The organism is Methyloversatilis discipulorum (genome assembly GCF_000385375.1).
Lineage (GTDB): Bacteria > Pseudomonadota > Gammaproteobacteria > Burkholderiales > Rhodocyclaceae > Methyloversatilis > Methyloversatilis discipulorum_A.
Map to the genome: position 1 here is coordinate 836,986 of NZ_ARVV01000001.1, position 17,513 is coordinate 854,498.

Genomic DNA, 17,513 nt, shown 5'->3' on the forward strand with positions numbered 1-17,513 from the left:
GCTGGGCGGACTCCTCGTTGTTTTGTATGCGCGTTCTGTGATGTTCAGCCGTTGGCGCGCTTGAGCAGGATATCGACTGCCGGCAGCGTCTTGCCCTCGAGGAATTCGAGGAAGGCGCCGCCGCCGGTCGAGATGTAGCTCACCTGGTCGGCAATTCCGTATTTTGCGATGGCGGCGAGCGTGTCGCCACCTCCGGCGATCGAATAGGCCTTCGATTCGGCAATCGCGCGCGCCACCGTTTCGGTGCCGTGACCGAATGCGTCGAACTCGAACACGCCGACCGGGCCGTTCCACACTATGGTGCCGGCAGCCCGCAGCGTTTCGGCCAGCTTGGCGGCGGCCTTCGGGCCGATGTCCAGGATCATGTCGTCGTCGGCCACCTCATCGACCGCCTTGACGGTCGCCTCGGCGTCGGCGGCGAAGGCCTTCGCACATACGACATCTTCCGGCAGCGGCACGTTCGTCTTGGCCATCACGCGCTTGGCGGCGTCGACCAGGTCGGCTTCGGCCAGTGACTTGCCGATCTTCTTGCCGGCAGCCAGCAGGAAGGTGTTGGCGATGCCGCCACCGACGATGAGCTGATCAACCTTGTCGGCCAGGTTTTCGAGCAGCGTGAGCTTGGTCGACACCTTGGAACCGGCGACGATGGCCGCCAGCGGGCGGGCCGGCTGGCCCAGCGCCTTGCCCAGAGCGTCCAGTTCGCTGGCCATCAGCGGACCGGCGCAGGCGACCGGCGCGTACTGGCCCATGCCGAAGGTGGTCGCCTCGGCGCGGTGAGCGGTGCCGAAGGCGTCGTTCACCCACACGTCGCACAGCGCGGCGAGCTTCTTCGACAGCGCGTCGTCGCACTTCTTCTCGCCCTTGTTGGCACGACAGTTCTCCAGCAGCACGACTTCGCCCGGCGCGACCTGTACGCCGTCTGTCCAGTTGGCGACCAGCTTCACTTCGAAGCCCAGCAGTTCGGACATGCGGCGCGCGATCGGCGCTAGCGAGTCTTCGGGCTTCAGTTCGCCTTCGGTCGGGCGACCGAGGTGGGAGGTGACCATGACGGCGGCACCGGCGTCGCGGGCGGCGCGTATCGCCGGCAGCGAGGCGCGGATGCGCGTGTCTTCGGTGATGTTGCCGGCGTCGTCCTGCGGCACGTTCAGGTCGGAGCGGATGAATACCCGCTTGCCCTTGAGATCGAGATCGGAAAGTCGCTTGAACTGCATGATGAATCCTCCGCGCGGTGCGTGATGAGCGTGATCGAGTGGATTTTCGGGAAGGGGAAAAACGAAGCGGGGCAGGGGCGCACGCGCCCGAACCCCGCTCGTCGATGCCGTGTCCTTACTTGGCGCTCATCAGCGCGACGGTGGTGTCCAGCATGCGGTTCGAGAAGCCCCACTCGTTGTCGTACCAGGACAGCACCTTGACCAGCTTGCCGTCGGCCGACACGCGGGTCTGGGTCGAGTCGAACACGCTCGAACGCGGATCGTGGTTGAAGTCGATGCTCACCAGCGGCAGCGTGTTGTAGCCGAGGATGCCGGCCAGTTCGCCCTCCGAGGCGGCCTTCAGAATGGCGTTCACTTCATCCACCGTGGTGGCGCGCTTGGCGGTGAAGGTCAGGTCGACCACCGACACATTGATGGTCGGCACGCGCATCGCGAAGCCGTCCAGCTTGCCGTTCAGCTCCGGCAGCACCAGGCCGACCGCGGCGGCGGCGCCGGTCTTGGTCGGGATCATCGACTGCGTGGCGCTGCGGGCACGGCGCAGGTCCTCGTGATAGACGTCGGTCAGCACCTGGTCGTTGGTGAAGGCGTGGATGGTGGTCATCAGGCCGGTTTCGATGCCGATCTTGTCGTTCAGCGGCTTGGCCAGCGGCGCCAGGCAGTTGGTCGTGCAGCTGGCGTTCGAGATGACGGTGTCGCTGGCCTTCAGCACGCCGTGGTTGACGCCATAGACGACGGTGGCGTCCACGTCCTTGCCGCCCGGGGCGGAAATGATCACCTTCTTGGCGCCGCCCTTCAGGTGGGCAGAGGCCTTTTCCTTGGTGGTGAAGAAGCCGGTGCATTCCATCACCACGTCGACGCCCAGCTCGCCCCACGGCAGCTCGGCCGGGTTGCGGTTGGCCAGCACGCGGATCTTGTCGCCGTTCACCACCATGTAGTCGCCGTCGACGCTGACCGTGCCCGGGAACTTGCCGTGCGCGGTGTCGTACTGCGTCAGGTGCGCGTTGGTCTTCGGGTCGCCGAGGTCGTTGATCGCGACGATTTCGATGTCGTGGCGCTTGCCGCCTTCGTAGTGCGCACGCAGCACATTGCGGCCGATACGCCCGTAACCATTGATCGCAACCTTGATCGTCATTTCAGCAACTCCCTCTCCGTTGGGTGTGGATTCAAGAAAAGTCTTCGATTGTGCGGCGCAACTTGTGGCTGCGCTGCGCCTAAATTGGCATTTGGAAACGCAAACGCGGCGGATGGAGACTCCATCCCGCCGCGTCGGCGCTTACCTGCCAAGCAGTTGTCGTGCCGCCTGCGCCACCGCGTCTGCGGTGATGCCGAAAGCCTTGTACAGCTCGCCCGCCGGAGCGGACTCGCCGAAGTGGTCCAGACCCACCACCGCGCCTTCGAGGCCGACGTACTTGCGCCACAGATCGGTCACGCCCGCTTCCACCGCAACGCGCGGAACGCCGTGCGGCAGCACGGTTTCACGCCAGGCGGCGTCCTGACGGTCGAATACCGAGGTCGACGGCATCGACACCACGCGCACCGTGATGCCTTCCGCTTCCAGCGTCTTCTGTGCGGCCAGCGCCAGAGATACTTCCGAGCCGGTGGCGATCAGCACCGCTTCCACCTTGCCGGCCGCATCGGACAGGACGTAACCACCGCGCGCGATGGCGGCGGTGGTCGCGGCGTCGCGCGGAACGTGCGGCAGGTTCTGGCGCGAGAACATCATCGAGGTCGGGCCGTCGGCACGCTTGATCGCGCTGGCCCAGGCCACGGCGGACTCGACCGTGTCGCACGGGCGCCATACGTCCATGTTCGGCATCAGGCGCAGCGTGGCGGTCTGTTCCACCGGCTGGTGGGTCGGGCCGTCTTCGCCGAGGCCGATCGAGTCATGCGTGAACACGAACACCTGACGCACCTTCATCAGCGCCGCCATGCGCAGCGCGTTGCGCGCGTACTCGGAGAACATCAGGAAGGTGGCGGTATAGGGGATGAAGCCGCCATGCAGCGCAATGCCGTTGGCGATGGCCGCCATGCCGAATTCGCGCACGCCGTAGTAGATGTAGTTGCCGCCCGGGTTCTTCGGCGAGATGCCCTTGGAGCCGGACCACAGCGTCAGATTGGAGCCGGCGAGGTCGGCCGAGCCGCCCAGCAGTTCCGGCAGCGCCGGCGCAAGGGCTTCGATGCAGTTCTGGCTGGCCTTGCGGCTGGCGATGTTCTCGGCCTTGCCGTCGAACTTGGCGATCGTGTCGGCAACCACCTGTTCGAAGTTCTCGGGCAGCGCGCCGCGCATGCGACGGGTGAATTCGGCGGCCAGTTCCGGGTGTTCGGCGCTGTAGGCGGTGAAGCGGGCAGACCATTCCTCTTCCGCCTTCTTGCCGGCCGGTCGGCCGTCCCAGGCAGCGTACACGTCGGCCGGAATTTCGAACGGTGCGTGCGTCCAGCCGATGTGGGCGCGCGCGGCCTCGATTTCGGCAGCGCCGAGCGGCGCGCCGTGCACGTCGTGACCGCCGGCCTTGTTCGGCGAACCGAGGCCGATCACCGTGCGGCAGCAGATCAGCGTCGGGCGGGCGGTGTCGGCCTTGGCGGCGCGGATGGCGGCGTCGATGGCGGCCGCGTCATGGCCGTCGACCGCCGGGATGACCTGCCAGCCGTAGGCTTCGAAGCGCTTCGGCGTGTCGTCGGCGAACCAGCCCTTGACGTGGCCGTCGATCGAAATGCCGTTGTCGTCGTAGAACACGATCAGCTTGCCCAGACCCTGGGTGCCGGCCAGCGAGCACGCCTCGTGCGAAATGCCTTCCATCAGGCAGCCGTCACCGGCAAAGGCATAGGTGTAGTGGTCGACCACGCTGTGGCCGGGGCGGTTGAACTGCGCCGCCATCGCCCGTTCGGCGATGGCCATGCCGACCGCGTTGGCCAGACCCTGGCCCAGCGGGCCGGTGGTGGTTTCGACGCCCGGCGCGTAGCCGTGCTCCGGGTGGCCCGGCGTCTTCGAATGCAGCTGGCGGAAGGACTTGATGTCGTCGATCGACAGGTCGTAGCCGGAGAGGTGCAGCAGCGCGTACAGCAGCATCGAGCCGTGACCATTCGACAGCACGAAGCGGTCACGATCAGCCCAGTTCGGGTTGGCCGGGTTGTGCTTCAGGTGGTGACGCCAGAGCACTTCGGCGATCTCTGCCATGCCCATCGGGGCGCCGGGGTGACCGGAATTGGCTTTCTGCACGGCGTCCATCGCCAGGGCGCGGATTGCGCCGGTGATCGGGTTGAAGCCTGCTTTCGGGGTGATGGAGGGCGCGCTCATCAGAGGGGGTTCCGGCCGGAAAAACCCGCAATTATCCGCGAAAACAAGGGGTCACGCCAGCCGTGCTGCGGCGCAGGAAGGGCGCGGATCTGCCGGGGATCGGGTCTGAGTGGTGGCGGCAACAGGGGCGTTGCCGTGCTTTTCAGTAGCGAGCGCGCGCCTTGCGGCCGTTCTCCACCAGCCGCAGGATGAGCGGCGTGAAGATGAGCTGCATCGCCAGATCGATCTTGCCGCCCGGAATCACGATGGTGTTGGCGCGCGACATGAAGGCGCCCCCCATCATCGCCAGCAGGTACTGGAAATCGATGCCGCGCGGGTTGGCGAAGCGGATTACCACCATCGATTCCTCTGGCGTCGGAATCGAGCGTGCGATGAACGGGTTCGACGTATCCACCATCGGTACGCGCTGGAAGTTGATGTGCGTGTTCTCGAACTGCGAACAGATGAAGTGCACGTATTCCGGCATCCGGCGCAGGATCGTGTCGGTCACCGCCTCGGTCGTGTAACCGCGCTGTTCGCGGTCGCGGTGCAGCTTCTGTATCCACTCGAGATTGATGATGGGCACCACGCCGATCCGCAGATCGACGTGCTGGGCGACATCGACCTTGTCCGTCTTCACTGCGCCGTGCAGGCCCTCGTAGAACAGGATGTCGGTACCGGCGGGAATGTCCTCCCACGGCGTGAAAGTGCCGGGTTCCTGCTGATAGGGTGCGGCTTCGCACTCGTTGTGCAGGTATTTGCGGATGCGCCCGCTGCCGTCGTTGCCGTACTGGCGGAACAGTGTTTCCAGTTCCTCGAACAGATTGGCGTCCGGACCGAAGTGGCTGAAGTGTTCGTTGCCGGCGGCGGCTTCGCGCGCCATCGCCGCCTTCATTTCCTCGCGGTCGTAGCGGTGAAAGGCGTCGCCTTCGACGATGACCGGGTTGACGCCCTCGCGCCGGAAGATGTGCTGGAAGGTGCGCGTGACCGTGCTCGTGCCGGCACCGGACGAGCCGGTGATCGCGATGACAGGGTGGCGGGCGGACATCCGGAGTGCTTTCCCGTGGGCTGGTGCGCGCGACCGCTCAGAGCGCCGAGAACAGGCCGCGCACGTTGAAGAGCGGCGAAGTGTATTCCCGATCGAGTCCCTGGTCGCTTTCCGTGTGGTACTGGACGATGCGCCGCACCTCCTCGCGCGAGCCGAATATGAGCGGCGTGCGGCTCTGCAGGCTGCGCGGCGTCAGTTCCATGATGCGCTGCCGACCGTTGGTGGCTTCGCCGCCCGCCTGTTCGATCAGGAAGGCGATCGGGTTCGCCTCGTACATCAGCGAGATGCGGCCGGGCGACGCACTCTGCATCGTGTCTTCCGGATACATGATGACGCCGCCGCGCGTCAGCACGCGGAAGGTTTCCGCCACCAGCGAGGCGATCCAGCGCATGTTGAAATCCTCGCCGCGCGGTCCGGTCTGACCGGCCAGACACTCTTCGACGTAGCGCTTGACCGGCGGCTCCCAGAAACGCGACTTCGACGCGTTGATCGCGAATTCGGTCGTGTGCTCCGGAATCCGCATCTGTGGGTGGGTCAGGATGAAGGCGCCGATGTCGCGATCGAGCGTAAAGCCGTCGACGCCCTCGCCGGTGGTCAGCACCAGCATCGTGGACGGGCCGTACAGCGCGAAACCGGCACACACCTGTTCGGTGCCCGGCTGCAGGAAATCGGACAGCTGCGGTTCGGCGCCCGGGTTCGGCGCGTGCAGAACCGAAAACAGGCTGCCTACGGTCAGGTTCACGTCGATGTTGTTGCTGCAGTCGAGCGCATCGAACAGCAGCAGGTATTTGCCGCGCGGCGGCTCGTCCGGCGTCGGGATGAAGCCTTCCAGACCCTCCGGCGCCAGCGCGGCCAGATGGCCACCCCATTCACACTCGCGCTGCATCGCCTCGTTGGCGATGGTGTCGAGCTTCTGCGTGACGCGACCGGACAGATTGATGGCCGCGCCGCTGCCAACGGCTTCGAAGCTGCCGAGCGAACCGACCAGCGCGCCCTTGTTCACGTGATTGGCGATGATTTTCACCGCGGTGGCCACGGCGTTCAGCAGGCTGGAAAAGATCCCGCTGGCGTGCGGGTGGCGCTGCTGCGCCTCGATGGTGTAACGCGTCAGGGTCTTGCGCCCTTCACTCATGGCAGCCTCCTCGGGTCCCGGTGTCGATTCCATCGTAGCCGCAGCGCGCGATCGCTGTCACATGCGGTTCGGCCGAGGCACTCGGGAAGTCGTGCAGGAGGGGCGTTGCTGCGCTGCCGGAGCGATGTGTTCCGTTGGTTGCAACAGAATGTGCAATGCAAAAAAATACCCCGGACTCTTGCGAGCCGGGGTATGAATCCACAAACAAGGTTGTGGAGGAGGAGCCTGGGTCACCTGTCCATTTTTGTTGAGCTGACAGGCTTTGACGCTAAACTTGTCGCTTCGGTCTGCAGGGCCTACGAGGCGGTGTTCGCTGCGTTTCCGTTGCTGTTGCAGTGCAATATATCTGGAACTGGCCTTGGTTGAAAATAAGTTGTTTTGATAAGATCGATCAAACATTCTTATTTAGACTGATATGGCGACGCAATGGACGCGCGGGGTGTCTCTCCGCCAGTTGAGAATATTCGAGGCAGTCGCGCGATTGGGCTCGATTTCCCGCGCCGCGGAGGAGCTGCATCTGACGCAACCGGCGGTTTCGATGCAGGTGAAGGCGCTGGACGGGCTGATCGGCCTTCCTCTGATAGAAACCCTGGGCAAGAAGTTGCGTGTGACCGAGGTCGGCATGGAGATCGCCCGCCATGCGCGCGCCATCGACCACCAGCTGGCCGAGGCCGAGGCGGCGCTGGCGCAGATGGCGAGCGGACATTCGGGCCTGGTGTCGGTCGGCGTGGTCAGTACGGCGAAATACGTCGCACCGCGCCTGCTGATGGCCTTCCGCGAGCGCTATCCGGACGTGCAGGTACGCATTTCGCTGCACAACCGCGACGACATCTTCCGCCACCTGGAAGACAACCTGATCGACATCGCCATCATGGGTCGTCCGCCGGCTGCGCTGGGCTGCGAGGCGCACGTCTTTGCCGAACACCCGCTGTCGGTGCTGGCCTGCGAGGGCCATCCGCTGGCCGGCGGTCGTACGGTCACGGCCGAGGATCTGGGCAAGGAGGCTTTCCTGATCCGCGAACGTGGGTCCGGTACGCGGGTGACGCAGGAAAGCTATCTGGTCGAGCAGGGCATACGCCCGGCCGAAATCATCGAACTGCCCAGCAACGAAATCATCAAGCAGGCGGCCATCGCCGGCATGGGCCTGGCCTTCCTGTCCGAGCACACCTGCCAGCTCGAGTTGCGCACCGGCGTGCTCTGCCGCATCGCGGCGCCGGGCACGCCCATCGTGCGCAACTGGCACGTTGTATACAGGGATCGGAAGAATCTGTTGCCCGCCGCCCTGGCGCTGCGCGACTTCCTGATGCACGAGGGCGGTCGGCTGGTGAATTCGCAGGTGGCGCCGGTCCATCTGCCGGTTCACCACCCCTGAGAACAGATCAGCGGCCGCCGTGGGCGGCCAGCCAGTCCATCCATTCGCGGTAGAGGTCGGCGCTGGCGCCGACCACGACCGGCGTCTTGCGGCCGGGCGCCATGTCCAGCGGCTCGCCATCCAGCATCGAGCAGCGGGCACCCGCTTCGGCGGCGATCAGGCTGCCGGCTGCGAAGTCCCACATCATTTGACCGCCGTGCAGGTAGACGTCCAGCCGGGCGGCGGCGATGAAACACCATTCCAGCGCGCTGGAGCCGAAGTTGCGCTGCGAGTAGAAGGGTGACTGGGTGGCCAGCGCGTCACCGAGCGCCTTCGGAATCCGCTTGAAATCGACGCCTGCCACGGCGTCCAGCAGGTGGCGCGCCGGTGTGCGCAGCGGTAGCGCGTTGCCGTTCAGGAAGGCGCCGCCGCCTTCTTCCGCGTAGAAGGCTTCGTCGGTCATCGGGTTGTAGACGACGCCGTGGCGCGTGCGCCCCTCCTCGATGTACGCGATCGCGACGCCGAAGAAAGGGATGCCGTTTACGAAGTTGGTGGTGCCGTCGATCGGGTCTATGCACCAGATGCCGTCCTGCCCTTCGTGCCACAAGCGCAACTGCACCGACTCCGGCATTTCCTCACCGAGCACCGGACGGTCGATGATGCGCGGCAGGCGTTCGATCAGTGCCTCCTGCGCCGCCAGGTCGACCACGGTGAACAGGCTGCCGTCGTCCTTCTGATTGCGCTGCGCCGTCAGGAAGTGCGGCATGATCACCTCGCGGGCGACGCTGCGCGCGGTGTCGACGATCTGTAGCAGTGTGGTTGAGCTCATGGTCGTTCGTCAGTGGGCCGCGTCGCGACGCCGGAAGCACTCCGGCCGGCTGGCGTGGCAGTATCGTTCGCGGCGGCTGCCCGTTGTCGGATGCCCTGATGCCATAACGGTTGCGGACATTCCGACCATGAGGGGCCGATCGTCGTCGACGGTGCGAAAAGCCTCGTCGGCGGGTGTTCTTGCAGTGCACAAATATAACACGATGATTCCACGCTTCTTTTGTCCCTTGCCTGCGGAACCGGCTGGAACGATCACCTTGCCGGCGCCGGTGGCGCATCACATCGACCGCGTTCTGCGCCTGGCCGACGGCGACGCGATCACGCTGTTCGACGGTCGCGGCAGCGAATTCGCCGCCCGCCTGGTGCGCAGGGGCCGCAGCGTCGACGCCACGGTCGGCGTCGAATCGACGCCACGGCGCGAGTCCGCGCTCGACGTCACACTGCTGCAATGCCTTGCCGCCGCCGACAAGATGGACTGGATCGTACAGAAGGCGGTCGAGCTCGGTGTGGCACGGGTGCAACCGGTGGCCAGCCGGCGCGCCGTGGTCAAGCTGGCCGGCGAGCGTGCGCAGCGGCGGGTCGAGCACTGGCAGCAGGTGGCGGTGTCGGCCTGCGAACAGTGCGGTCGCAATCGGGTGCCCGAGGTGCAGCCCCTGCTGACCCTGCCGCAGGCGCTCGCGGCGGCCAGCGGGCAGCGCCTGCTGCTGCATCCGGAAGGCGGCGTGCCGCTGAAGTCGGCGGGTCTGCGCGCCGATGAACCGATTACCGTGCTGATCGGACCGGAGGGCGGCTTCGATGCCGACGAGCTGGCCGCTGCGCGCGCTGCCGGCTTTGCCGCGCTGACCCTGGGGCCGCGCGTGCTGCGCACGGAAACGGCGGGCCTTGCCGTACTGTCGGCACTGAATACCCTGATCGGAGATTTCTGATGTTCGATGCGCTGCCTGCTGTCGCCCCGCTGGACGAAGCCCGGCTCGAACGCGCGGTGTCCAGACTGCGCGCCGATCTGCTCGACGCCCAGTACTCGATACTGGAACAGGGGCGGACGCCGGTCGTGCTGCTGATCGCCGGTGTCGCCGGTGCCGGACGCGGACGCCTGGTCAATACGCTGAACGAATGGATGGACCCCCGTCACATCCGCACCAGCGCTTTCGGGCCGCGCGACGAGGCAGAGCGGCAGCGACCGCACATGTGGCGCTACTGGCAGGCGCTGCCGTCGCGTGGTCGTACCGCGATGATTTTCGAGGGCTGGTACAGCGAAGCGATCAACGCCCGCGTCGAGCGCCGGATAAAGCGGCGCGCCTTCTGGCACACCCTGCACGAGATCCAGCGCTTCGAACGCATGCTGGCGATGGAAGGCGCGGTGCTGCTGAAGTTCTGGCTGCACCTGGACGCCGACCGTCAGCGCGCGCACTTCCGCGCGCTGGAGCGCGACGCGGCGACGCGCTGGCGGGTGACCGCCGAGGACTGGCGTGCGAATCGCCGGCACAAGCGCATCTGCAAGGTGGCGGAAGAAGCGATCCGGCTGTCGGACACCTCGCATGCGCCCTGGCATCTGATCGACGCGAGCGACGCCGCGCAGACCGAGCTGATGGTCGGACGCATCATCCTGAAGGCCCTGCGAGAAGCGCTGGCCGGGCCGCGCAAGCCGCTTGCGCCGGCGCTGCCACCGCTGGTGGTGCCCAGCGAACAGCCGGCTCAGCCCGCGCATGCGCCGTCCAAGCCGATGCGCAAGGACGCCTACCAGCCCGAACTCGAACGCCTGCAGGGCCGGCTCAACCTGCTGCTGCGCCATCCGGCCTTTGCCCGGCGCGCGCTGGCAGTGGTGTTCGAAGGCATGGACGCCGCCGGCAAGGGCGGCGCGATACGCCGCATCACGCACGCGCTCGATGCGCGCAATTACCGGGTGCACCCGGTGGCCGCGCCGACCGAGCACGAGCGCCTCTACCCGTGGTTGTGGCGCTTCTGGCGCGACGTGCCGCGCGATGGCCGGGTTTCGTTGTTCGACCGCTCCTGGTATGGCCGCGTGCTGGTCGAGCGGGTCGAGGGCTTTGCCATCGAAGCCGACTGGTCGCGCGCCTTCGAGGAGATCAACGCGTTCGAACAGGAATGGACCGAACACGGCATCATCGTCTGCAAGTTCTGGCTCGAAGTCAGCTCGGACGAGCAGTTGCGCCGTTTCAACGAGCGCGGACGCCAGCGCTTCAAGCGTTTCAAGATCACTCCCGAGGACTGGCGCAACCGTGAAAAATGGTCGCAATACGTGCCGGCGGTGCAGGACATGCTGGTGCGCACGCACACCGAACAGGCGCCTTGGAATGTGGTTTCGGCCGACGACAAGTACCGTGCGCGGCTGGCCATACTCGACGCCTTGTGCGATCGCCTCGAATCGGAACTGGGGTGAACGTGCTGGAATTGAGACAGCGCAAGTTCTGCGGCGCGTCCGCCGGCGTGCGCTCGGCTAGAATTCGCTGAATTTTCCCATCGGAACCCGCATGCACGCCGATCCCGACTCGCCGCGTTTCGTTGCCTGGGTGCGCAGTGCCGCGCCCTACATCCACGCCTTCGGCGGTCGAACCTTCGTCATCGCCGTCGGCGGCGAGGTGCTGCAGGGGCCTCTGGCCAATTCGCTGGTGCAGGACTGCAACCTGCTCGCCGCACTCGGCATCAAGCTGGTGCTAGTGGTCGGTGCCCGCCCGCAGATCGAGGAGGAACTGGCCGCACGCGGGCTGCCGCCGCGCTATCACAAGGGCCTGCGGGTGACCGACGCGCAGGCGATGGACTGCGTCAAGCGCGCCAACGGCGCCATCCGCATCGACGTCGAGGCGCTGTTCTCGCAGGGCCTGCCGAACACGCCGATGGCCGGCAGCACGATCGAGGTCGCCTCCGGCAATTTCCTGACCGCTCGCCCGGTCGGCGTGGTCGATGGCATCGACCACGGCTACACCGGCACCGTCCGCAAGGTCGATGTCGAGGCGCTGAACGACGCGCTGGCCGACAGCGACATCGTGCTGATGCAGCCCTACGGCTACTCGCTGACCGGCGAGGTGTTCAACCTGAGCATGGAAGAGGTGGCCGAATCGGTCGCCGTCGCGCTGCAGGCGACCAAGCTCATCTACCTGTGCGACGCCCCGGGCATCGTCGACGAACAGGGCGCGCTGGTGCCCGAACTGACCGCCGACGAAGCCGCGCAGTGGCTGAAGGCCGGGCGCGGCATCACCGAAGATCTCGGGCTCTACCTGCCACGCGCCATCCGCGCGGTAAAGCTGGGCGTGGCGCGCGCGCACATGATCGACCGCGATCTCGACGGCGCGCTGCTGCTCGAATTCTTCACCACCCAGGGCGTGGGCAGCGTCATTTCGCGCGAGCGGCTCGCGCTGATGCGCAACGCGCGGGTCGATGACGTCCCCGCCATCGCCGGCCTGATCGCACCGCTGGAGGCCGACGGCACGCTGGTCAGCCGTGGCCGTGAGCGGCTGGAACGCGAGATCGAGCGCTTCAGCGTGCTCGAACACGACGAAGTGATCATGGGCTGCGCCGCCTTCTATCCGTATCCGGAAGAGCAGATGGCCGAGCTGGCCTGTCTGGCGGTGATGGCGGAATACCGTCGCCACGGCTACGGCGAGCAGATCCTGAGCTATGTCGAGACGCGTGCCCGCGCCGAACGGATCAAGCAGCTGTTCGTGCTCACCACGGTGACCGCGCACTGGTTCGTCGAGCGGGGTTTCGTCGAGGCCGGTGTCGATGCGCTGCCGCGCGTGCGTCGAGAGAACTACAACCCGCAGCGGCGCAGCAAGGTCCTGGTGAAAAACCTGTGATCGCAGCCGGAGCCCGCTCATGCTCAGTGTTCTGACACGTCGCATCGGCGTGCTGCAGGGGCGGCTGCTCGCCTCCGGCATCCTTCTGGGCGGCGTTCTGTGCGTGGCGCTGCTGTGGGCTTACGGCCTCATTTCCGCGCATCTGGTCGAGCGGGAGTCGGCGCGCATCGATTACCTGGTCGCCGACATGCAGGCCCGGCTCGCTGCCGCCCTGATCGCCGACCCTGCGCGGCTCGCGGCGGAGGTGAGCATGCTGCGGCGCGTGGGTCAGCTCGACTATGTCGAGGTGCGGGACGAGGCGGGTCGCGTCCTGATCGCCGACGGCGGTCCGGCCGTGCTCGGTGCGGCCCACGGCAGCATCGGTCAGGCGCTGGAATCGGGGCGTGGCCGTTACGACATGCGCATCGATCTGCTGCAGCCGGGGCGACGTGCGCCGGTCGGCGTGCTGCGTGCCAGCGTAGACCTGTCCGGGCTGCTCTCCTCGCTGGCCATGTTGCGCAACGGTGCGCTGGCGCTCGGTGCGTTGGTGCTGCTGTTGCATGTCTGGCTGGCGCGCTGGGTGCTGGGCGGGGTGCTCGAAGGCGTCAGCGCGATCGAAACCCGGGCGGTGGCGCTGCGTCGCGCCGAAGAGGTCGATCCCTTGCCGGTGCGCGGCGACGACGCGCTGGCCCGGCTGACCCGCGCCTTCAACCAGATGGTGCAAGCGCTGGAAGAGCGCGTGACCGCGCTGCGCAAGAGCGAGTCGCGCTTTCACGCGATCGCCGACTTCACCTTCGGCGTCGAGGCCTGGTTCAGCCCGCAGGGGCGGCTCATCTGGGTTAACCGCTCGATCGAACGGGTGACCGGGCACAGTCCGCTCGACTGCCTGCTGGCCGAAGATCTGGCGAGCATGCTGATCCACGAAAAGGACCGCAAGATCTTCGCCGCCCGTGCGGCCGACGCGCTGGCCGGCGCCAGTGGCGAGAATTTCGAGGTGAGACTGCTGCGCCGTGACGGGTCCATCGTGTGGGTTTCGCTGAACTGGCAACCCATCTACGACGAGTCGGGTACCTGTCTCGGCGTGCGCGTGTCGGCCGACGACATCCAGAGCCGCAAGGAAGCCGAACTGAAGCTGCTCGACACGGTGACCGCGCTGCGTCGCGAACAGGGCTTGCGCGACTACTACCTGACGCGCAGCGAGGAAGAGCGTTCGCGGCTGGAAGCGCTGCTCGATCTGATCAAGCTGGGTGTGCTCTTCGTCGACCGCGATGGCCGTGCGCAGCACGCCAACCGGATGCTGAAGACGATCTGGGGCTTCGCCGAGAACGAGAACCTGTCCGGCATGCGCGATGCGGTGCTGATCGAGCGCACGGCCGTATTGCGTGCCGACGAGGACATCTACCGCGAGCGCGTGAAGTCGATACTGGCCGCCCGTGCGCCGACCGATCCGCAGGACATTCCGCTGCGCGATGGCCGCATCATCCGCGAGCAGTCGGCCCTGGTGCCGTCGGCCACGCCCGGCCGCTTTCTCGGCCGCGTCTGGCTTTACGAGGACGTCACCGCCGAGCGGCGTGCCGCCGAGGCGCTGGTCAATATGGCGGAACGCGATCCGCTGACCAATCTTTACAACCGTCGCCGCTTCCACGAAGAACTCGCGCGGATGATTGCCGACGCGGCCCGCCGTCGCACCCAGCTCGGCCTGCTGCTGTTCGATCTCGACGGCTTCAAGCCGGTGAACGACCGCTTCGGTCACCAGGCGGGCGATGAGGTGCTGACGCGGCTGGCGCGCGACGTCGGCGCCATCATCCGGCGCAATGAAATGTTCTTCCGTCTCGGCGGTGACGAATTTGCGGTGCTCGCGCCGGATACCGACGAAACCGCGCTGACCGGCCTCGCGCGCCGCATCGGCGAGCGCGTCGCCGGCATGGTGTTCGAGTTCGACGGCGCCCAGGCCTGCGTCACCACCAGTACCGGCATCGGCATCTATCCCTTGCACGCGCACAGCGGCGAAACCCTGCTCAGCGCCGCGGATTCGGCGATGTACGCGGCGAAGAACGACGGTAAGAACGCATTCCGGATGTCCCAGCGGCGGCACGGCACCTGACGCGGCCGCCTTCATGATTCAACATGTCGATTCAGCGCCCGGCACAGGGCCTAGAATTCGATATATCCAACGTTTACAGGAGTTACAGATGGCACGCATGGTTCAATGCATCAAGCTGGGTCGGGAGGCGGAAGGCCTCGACTTTCCGCCGGTGCCCGGCGCACTGGGCGCACGCATCTTCGAATCGGTGTCGAAGGAGGCGTGGCAGCAGTGGGTGAAGTACCAGACCATGCTGATCAACGAAAACCGCCTCAGCCTGATGGACCCGCGCGCACGCAAGTATCTGGCGGAACAGATGGAAAAGCACTTTTTTGGCGAAGGTGCGGACCAGGTCACGGGCTTCGTGCCGCCGGCCGCCTGATCGACACAGTTCTTCACGGGGGCCGTCCGGGGTGCGTGATAGCTTTTCATCATGACTGTATCCACCCGCCTGTCCAGCGTCCTGCAGGGGCCGCGTTGCTGTCCGTATTGCCTCAGCAGCAACACGAAGGACTCCAGCTGGAAGAACTCGGACGAGAAGGCCGGACGCTTCTGGCTCAAGCCGGTTCGTTGCCGCAACTGCCACAAGCGCTTCGTCCGCTTCCGGCGCATTCCGCTCGCGGCGGTCGGCGGCGCACTTGCGCTCGGTCTGGTGGTGGCCATCGTCGTCACCGTCCAGGGTGTCGAGACGCGCACGCCCACCGAGCACGAACAGCTCATTGCTGAACTGGAGCCGCTGGAGGCGGAGCGTCTGCGCGCCGAAACCGGTAACCCTGAAGCGCAGTACGCTTACGGGATGATGCTGGCCCAGGGCGGGACCGGCGAAGCGACGGATATTGCGGAATCTGTGAAGTGGCTGGAGAAGGCGGCCGAACAGGGGCACGCGCGGGCGCAGTACGAACTGGCGCTGGCGCTGAAACTCGGCCGCGGCACGTTGCAGGACTATTCGGCCGCCGGCAAGTGGTTCCGCACCGCGGCGCGCAGTGGTCATGTCGGCGCGCAGTACCACATGGGCCGGCTGCACCGCATCGGCGAGGGTGTTTCGCTCGATCTGGTGCGTGCCTACGCGTGGTTCAATCGTGCCGCCGCGCAGGGCCACGGCGCAGCGCGTGGGGCGCGGGACGAAATCGCGGCGTCGCTGAAGCCGGAGCAACTGGCGTTGGCGCAGCAGCTGTCGCGCGCATCCGAAATTCCCGACAGCGATGACCCACTGCCCGAACTCGCAAATTCAACCGCATCCGGAGACGGCGATGCACCGGCAGCGGCGTTGCCGGCCGGCACGTCGCGCTAGGATCTGTTGCTATTGAATCGCGCGCCGCAAGCGCGGTTCGCGATTCAATGTCAGCAGACCCCAGGTCAATCGGCAGCTGCGGCGGCTTCCATCGCCGCCAGTCCTGCGTGGCGGACGTCGGTGCCCTTCACCATGAACACCACGTACTGCGCCATGTTCTTCGAATGGTCGCCGATGCGCTCGATCGCCTTGGCGATGAACAGCAGATCCAGGCCGCAGGAGATGGTGCGCGGGTCTTCCATCATGAAGGTGATGAGCTGACGCATGATGGACTTGAATTCGGCATCCACCTCCTTGTCCTGACGCACCACCTCGGTGGCACTGGCGAGGTCCATGCGTGCCAGCGCGTCCAGCGTGCGGCGCAGCATGTCGACCGCCATCGAAGCCGCGTGCCGCAGTTCGACGCGCGGCACGAAGATGGCCTCTGATTCGAGGATGTGACGCCCCATCTTGGCGATCTTCTTCGCCTCGTCGCCGATGCGCTCCAGATCGGTGATGGTCTTCACCACCGACATGATGACGCGCAGGTCGCTGGCGGCCGGCTGGCGCTTGGCAATCAGGTGATTGCAGGCGTCGTCCAGCTCGATCTCCATCGCATTGACCTTCTTGTCGTTGGCGATCACTTCTTCGAGCAGCGGCAGATTGCGCTCGATCACGCCGCGCATCGCATGCTCGATCTGCTGTTCGATCAGGCCGCCCATCTGCAGCAGGCCGGTGCGCACGCTTTCGAGTTCGGCATCGTAGCGTTTGGAAATGTGTTCGCTCATGACGTCAGGTCCTGAAGGATTTAATGGGGTTCGACCCCGTGCGGGCGGCGATGTTCAGGCGTGCAGCGTGCGCACGCCGTCGGCCGACGACACCAGCGCAACATCGGCGCGCCGGCGGGCGAACAGCCCGTTGGTCACGGTACCGGTGAGGTGGTCGAGTTCGCTCTCGAACAGCGCCGGTTCGGCGATCTTCAGTCCTGCAACGTCCAGGATGAGGTTTCCGTTGTCGGTGACGAAGCCCTCACGCAGCTTCGGCACGCCGCCGAGCTTGGCCAGTTCTCGTGCGACCAGGCCGAGCGCCATCGGAATGACCTCGATCGGCAGCGGGAAGCGCCCCAGCATGTCGACGCACTTCGAGCTGTCGGCGATGCAGACGAAACAGTCGGATGCGGCGGCGACGATCTTCTCTCTTGTCAGCGCCCCGCCACCGCCCTTGATCAGGTTGAGGCCGGGGTCGATCTCGTCGGCGCCGTCGACATAGACCGGGATGCGGCGGCCGGAGGCGATCGCCTCGTCCAGCGTCAGTACCTTGATGCCATGGCTGCGCAGGCGGGCGGCGGACACCTCCGAACTGGCGATCGCGCCGGCGATCTCGATCTTCTCGGCAGCCAGCAGGTCGATGAAGTGGTTGGCGGTGGAGCCGGTTCCCACACCGAGCAGGTCGCCCGGTATGACGTGGGGCAGGGCGGCGCGGGCGACGGCAATCTTCAGTTCATCGGCGGTCATCGAACGGA

The 17,513-nt window shown here is 66.1% G+C and carries 15 protein-coding genes; 7 read left to right on the forward strand and 8 right to left on the reverse strand.

From position 1 onward, the window contains the following. Window positions 1-44: 44 nt before the first annotated feature. The 5 genes from METRZ18153_RS0104020 to METRZ18153_RS0104040 all read right to left on the reverse strand — a co-directional run bounded on the left by METRZ18153_RS0104020 (window position 45) and on the right by METRZ18153_RS0104040 (window position 6,665). Window positions 45-1,211, reverse strand: coding sequence for a phosphoglycerate kinase (locus tag METRZ18153_RS0104020; RefSeq protein WP_020163515.1), 1,167 nt, complete (start codon window positions 1,209-1,211; stop codon window positions 45-47). A gap of 115 nt (window positions 1,212-1,326) precedes the next feature. Further along, on the reverse strand, window positions 1,327-2,343 hold the full coding sequence (gap, locus tag METRZ18153_RS0104025) for a type I glyceraldehyde-3-phosphate dehydrogenase (RefSeq protein WP_020163516.1): 1,017 nt from the start codon (window positions 2,341-2,343) through the stop codon (window positions 1,327-1,329). 141 nt (window positions 2,344-2,484) lie between these two features. After that, complete coding sequence (gene tkt, locus METRZ18153_RS0104030) at window positions 2,485-4,506, reverse strand: transketolase (RefSeq protein WP_020163517.1); 2,022 nt, start codon at window positions 4,504-4,506, stop codon at window positions 2,485-2,487. Window positions 4,507-4,648: 142 nt separating this feature from the next. Beyond that, window positions 4,649-5,533 carry a phosphoribulokinase gene (locus METRZ18153_RS0104035; RefSeq protein WP_020163518.1) on the reverse strand — a complete coding sequence of 295 codons (885 nt, stop codon included), beginning with the start codon at window positions 5,531-5,533 and terminating at the stop codon, window positions 4,649-4,651. Between the two features lie 37 nt (window positions 5,534-5,570). After that, window positions 5,571-6,665, reverse strand: a complete 1,095-nt coding sequence (locus METRZ18153_RS0104040) for a class 1 fructose-bisphosphatase (protein ID WP_020163519.1) — start codon at window positions 6,663-6,665, stop codon at window positions 5,571-5,573. Window positions 6,666-7,080: 415 nt separating this feature from the next. On the opposite strand from METRZ18153_RS0104040, the gene METRZ18153_RS0104045 reads away from it, so the two are divergent. Then, window positions 7,081-8,037 carry a LysR family transcriptional regulator gene (locus METRZ18153_RS0104045; RefSeq protein WP_029143534.1) on the forward strand — a complete coding sequence of 319 codons (957 nt, stop codon included), beginning with the start codon at window positions 7,081-7,083 and terminating at the stop codon, window positions 8,035-8,037. 7 nt (window positions 8,038-8,044) lie between these two features. Here METRZ18153_RS0104045 and METRZ18153_RS0104050 read toward each other — a convergent pair whose 3' ends face one another. Beyond that, window positions 8,045-8,845, reverse strand: coding sequence for an inositol monophosphatase family protein (locus METRZ18153_RS0104050; RefSeq protein WP_020163521.1), 801 nt, complete (start codon window positions 8,843-8,845; stop codon window positions 8,045-8,047). A 202-nt stretch (window positions 8,846-9,047) separates the two neighbouring features. Here METRZ18153_RS0104050 and METRZ18153_RS0104055 point away from each other — a divergent pair, with 202 nt between their 5' ends. The 6 genes from METRZ18153_RS0104055 to METRZ18153_RS0104080 all read left to right on the forward strand — a co-directional run bounded on the left by METRZ18153_RS0104055 (window position 9,048) and on the right by METRZ18153_RS0104080 (window position 16,012). Beyond that, window positions 9,048-9,770, forward strand: a complete 723-nt coding sequence (locus tag METRZ18153_RS0104055; protein WP_029143536.1) for a 16S rRNA (uracil(1498)-N(3))-methyltransferase — start codon at window positions 9,048-9,050, stop codon at window positions 9,768-9,770. Beyond that, window positions 9,770-11,245, forward strand: coding sequence for a polyphosphate:AMP phosphotransferase (gene pap, locus METRZ18153_RS0104060; RefSeq protein ID WP_020163523.1), 1,476 nt, complete (start codon window positions 9,770-9,772; stop codon window positions 11,243-11,245). Before METRZ18153_RS0104055 ends, pap begins: the two co-directional genes overlap by 1 nt. Before the next feature lie 91 nt (window positions 11,246-11,336). Next, a complete protein-coding gene (gene argA, locus METRZ18153_RS0104065; protein WP_020163524.1) occupies window positions 11,337-12,659 on the forward strand; it encodes an amino-acid N-acetyltransferase in 1,323 nt (440 codons plus the stop codon). Between the two features lie 19 nt (window positions 12,660-12,678). Further along, window positions 12,679-14,742, forward strand: a complete 2,064-nt coding sequence (locus tag METRZ18153_RS0104070) for a sensor domain-containing diguanylate cyclase (protein WP_020163525.1) — start codon at window positions 12,679-12,681, stop codon at window positions 14,740-14,742. Between the two features lie 88 nt (window positions 14,743-14,830). After that, window positions 14,831-15,103 (forward strand): oxidative damage protection protein, encoded by a 273-nt coding sequence (locus METRZ18153_RS0104075; protein ID WP_019919514.1) that lies wholly within the window; start codon window positions 14,831-14,833, stop codon window positions 15,101-15,103. Window positions 15,104-15,154: 51 nt separating this feature from the next. Beyond that, complete coding sequence (locus METRZ18153_RS0104080; RefSeq protein ID WP_020163526.1) at window positions 15,155-16,012, forward strand: tetratricopeptide repeat protein; 858 nt, start codon at window positions 15,155-15,157, stop codon at window positions 16,010-16,012. A 65-nt stretch (window positions 16,013-16,077) separates the two neighbouring features. On the opposite strand, the gene phoU is transcribed toward METRZ18153_RS0104080, so the two are convergent. Together phoU and rpiA are read right to left on the reverse strand one after the other, a co-directional pair. Then, a complete protein-coding gene (phoU, locus tag METRZ18153_RS0104085) occupies window positions 16,078-16,779 on the reverse strand; it encodes a phosphate signaling complex protein PhoU (RefSeq protein WP_020163527.1) in 702 nt (233 codons plus the stop codon). A gap of 54 nt (window positions 16,780-16,833) precedes the next feature. After that, window positions 16,834-17,505, reverse strand: coding sequence for a ribose-5-phosphate isomerase RpiA (gene rpiA, locus METRZ18153_RS0104090; protein ID WP_020163528.1), 672 nt, complete (start codon window positions 17,503-17,505; stop codon window positions 16,834-16,836). Window positions 17,506-17,513 lie beyond the last annotated feature (8 nt).

What these genes read in the sequence shown, in the direction of transcription:
- METRZ18153_RS0104055 (WP_029143536.1), top strand. Translation starts at nt 9,048, where the DNA reads ATGATTCCACGCTTCTTTTGTCCCTTGCCTGCGGAACCGGCTGGAACG.
- argA (WP_020163524.1), top strand. Translation starts at nt 11,337, where the DNA reads ATGCACGCCGATCCCGACTCGCCGCGTTTCGTTGCCTGGGTGCGCAGT.
- pap (WP_020163523.1), top strand. Translation starts at nt 9,770, where the DNA reads ATGTTCGATGCGCTGCCTGCTGTCGCCCCGCTGGACGAAGCCCGGCTC.
- rpiA (WP_020163528.1), bottom strand. Translation starts at nt 17,505, where the DNA reads ATGACCGCCGATGAACTGAAGATTGCCGTCGCCCGCGCCGCCCTGCCC.
- gap (WP_020163516.1), bottom strand. Translation starts at nt 2,343, where the DNA reads ATGACGATCAAGGTTGCGATCAATGGTTACGGGCGTATCGGCCGCAAT.
- METRZ18153_RS0104075 (WP_019919514.1), top strand. Translation starts at nt 14,831, where the DNA reads ATGGCACGCATGGTTCAATGCATCAAGCTGGGTCGGGAGGCGGAAGGC.
- METRZ18153_RS0104020 (WP_020163515.1), bottom strand. Translation starts at nt 1,211, where the DNA reads ATGCAGTTCAAGCGACTTTCCGATCTCGATCTCAAGGGCAAGCGGGTA.
- METRZ18153_RS0104050 (WP_020163521.1), bottom strand. Translation starts at nt 8,845, where the DNA reads ATGAGCTCAACCACACTGCTACAGATCGTCGACACCGCGCGCAGCGTC.
- METRZ18153_RS0104040 (WP_020163519.1), bottom strand. Translation starts at nt 6,665, where the DNA reads ATGAGTGAAGGGCGCAAGACCCTGACGCGTTACACCATCGAGGCGCAG.
- METRZ18153_RS0104070 (WP_020163525.1), top strand. Translation starts at nt 12,679, where the DNA reads ATGCTCAGTGTTCTGACACGTCGCATCGGCGTGCTGCAGGGGCGGCTG.
- METRZ18153_RS0104035 (WP_020163518.1), bottom strand. Translation starts at nt 5,533, where the DNA reads ATGTCCGCCCGCCACCCTGTCATCGCGATCACCGGCTCGTCCGGTGCC.
- phoU (WP_020163527.1), bottom strand. Translation starts at nt 16,779, where the DNA reads ATGAGCGAACACATTTCCAAACGCTACGATGCCGAACTCGAAAGCGTG.
- METRZ18153_RS0104045 (WP_029143534.1), top strand. Translation starts at nt 7,081, where the DNA reads ATGGCGACGCAATGGACGCGCGGGGTGTCTCTCCGCCAGTTGAGAATA.
- tkt (WP_020163517.1), bottom strand. Translation starts at nt 4,506, where the DNA reads ATGAGCGCGCCCTCCATCACCCCGAAAGCAGGCTTCAACCCGATCACC.
- METRZ18153_RS0104080 (WP_020163526.1), top strand. Translation starts at nt 15,155, where the DNA reads ATGACTGTATCCACCCGCCTGTCCAGCGTCCTGCAGGGGCCGCGTTGC.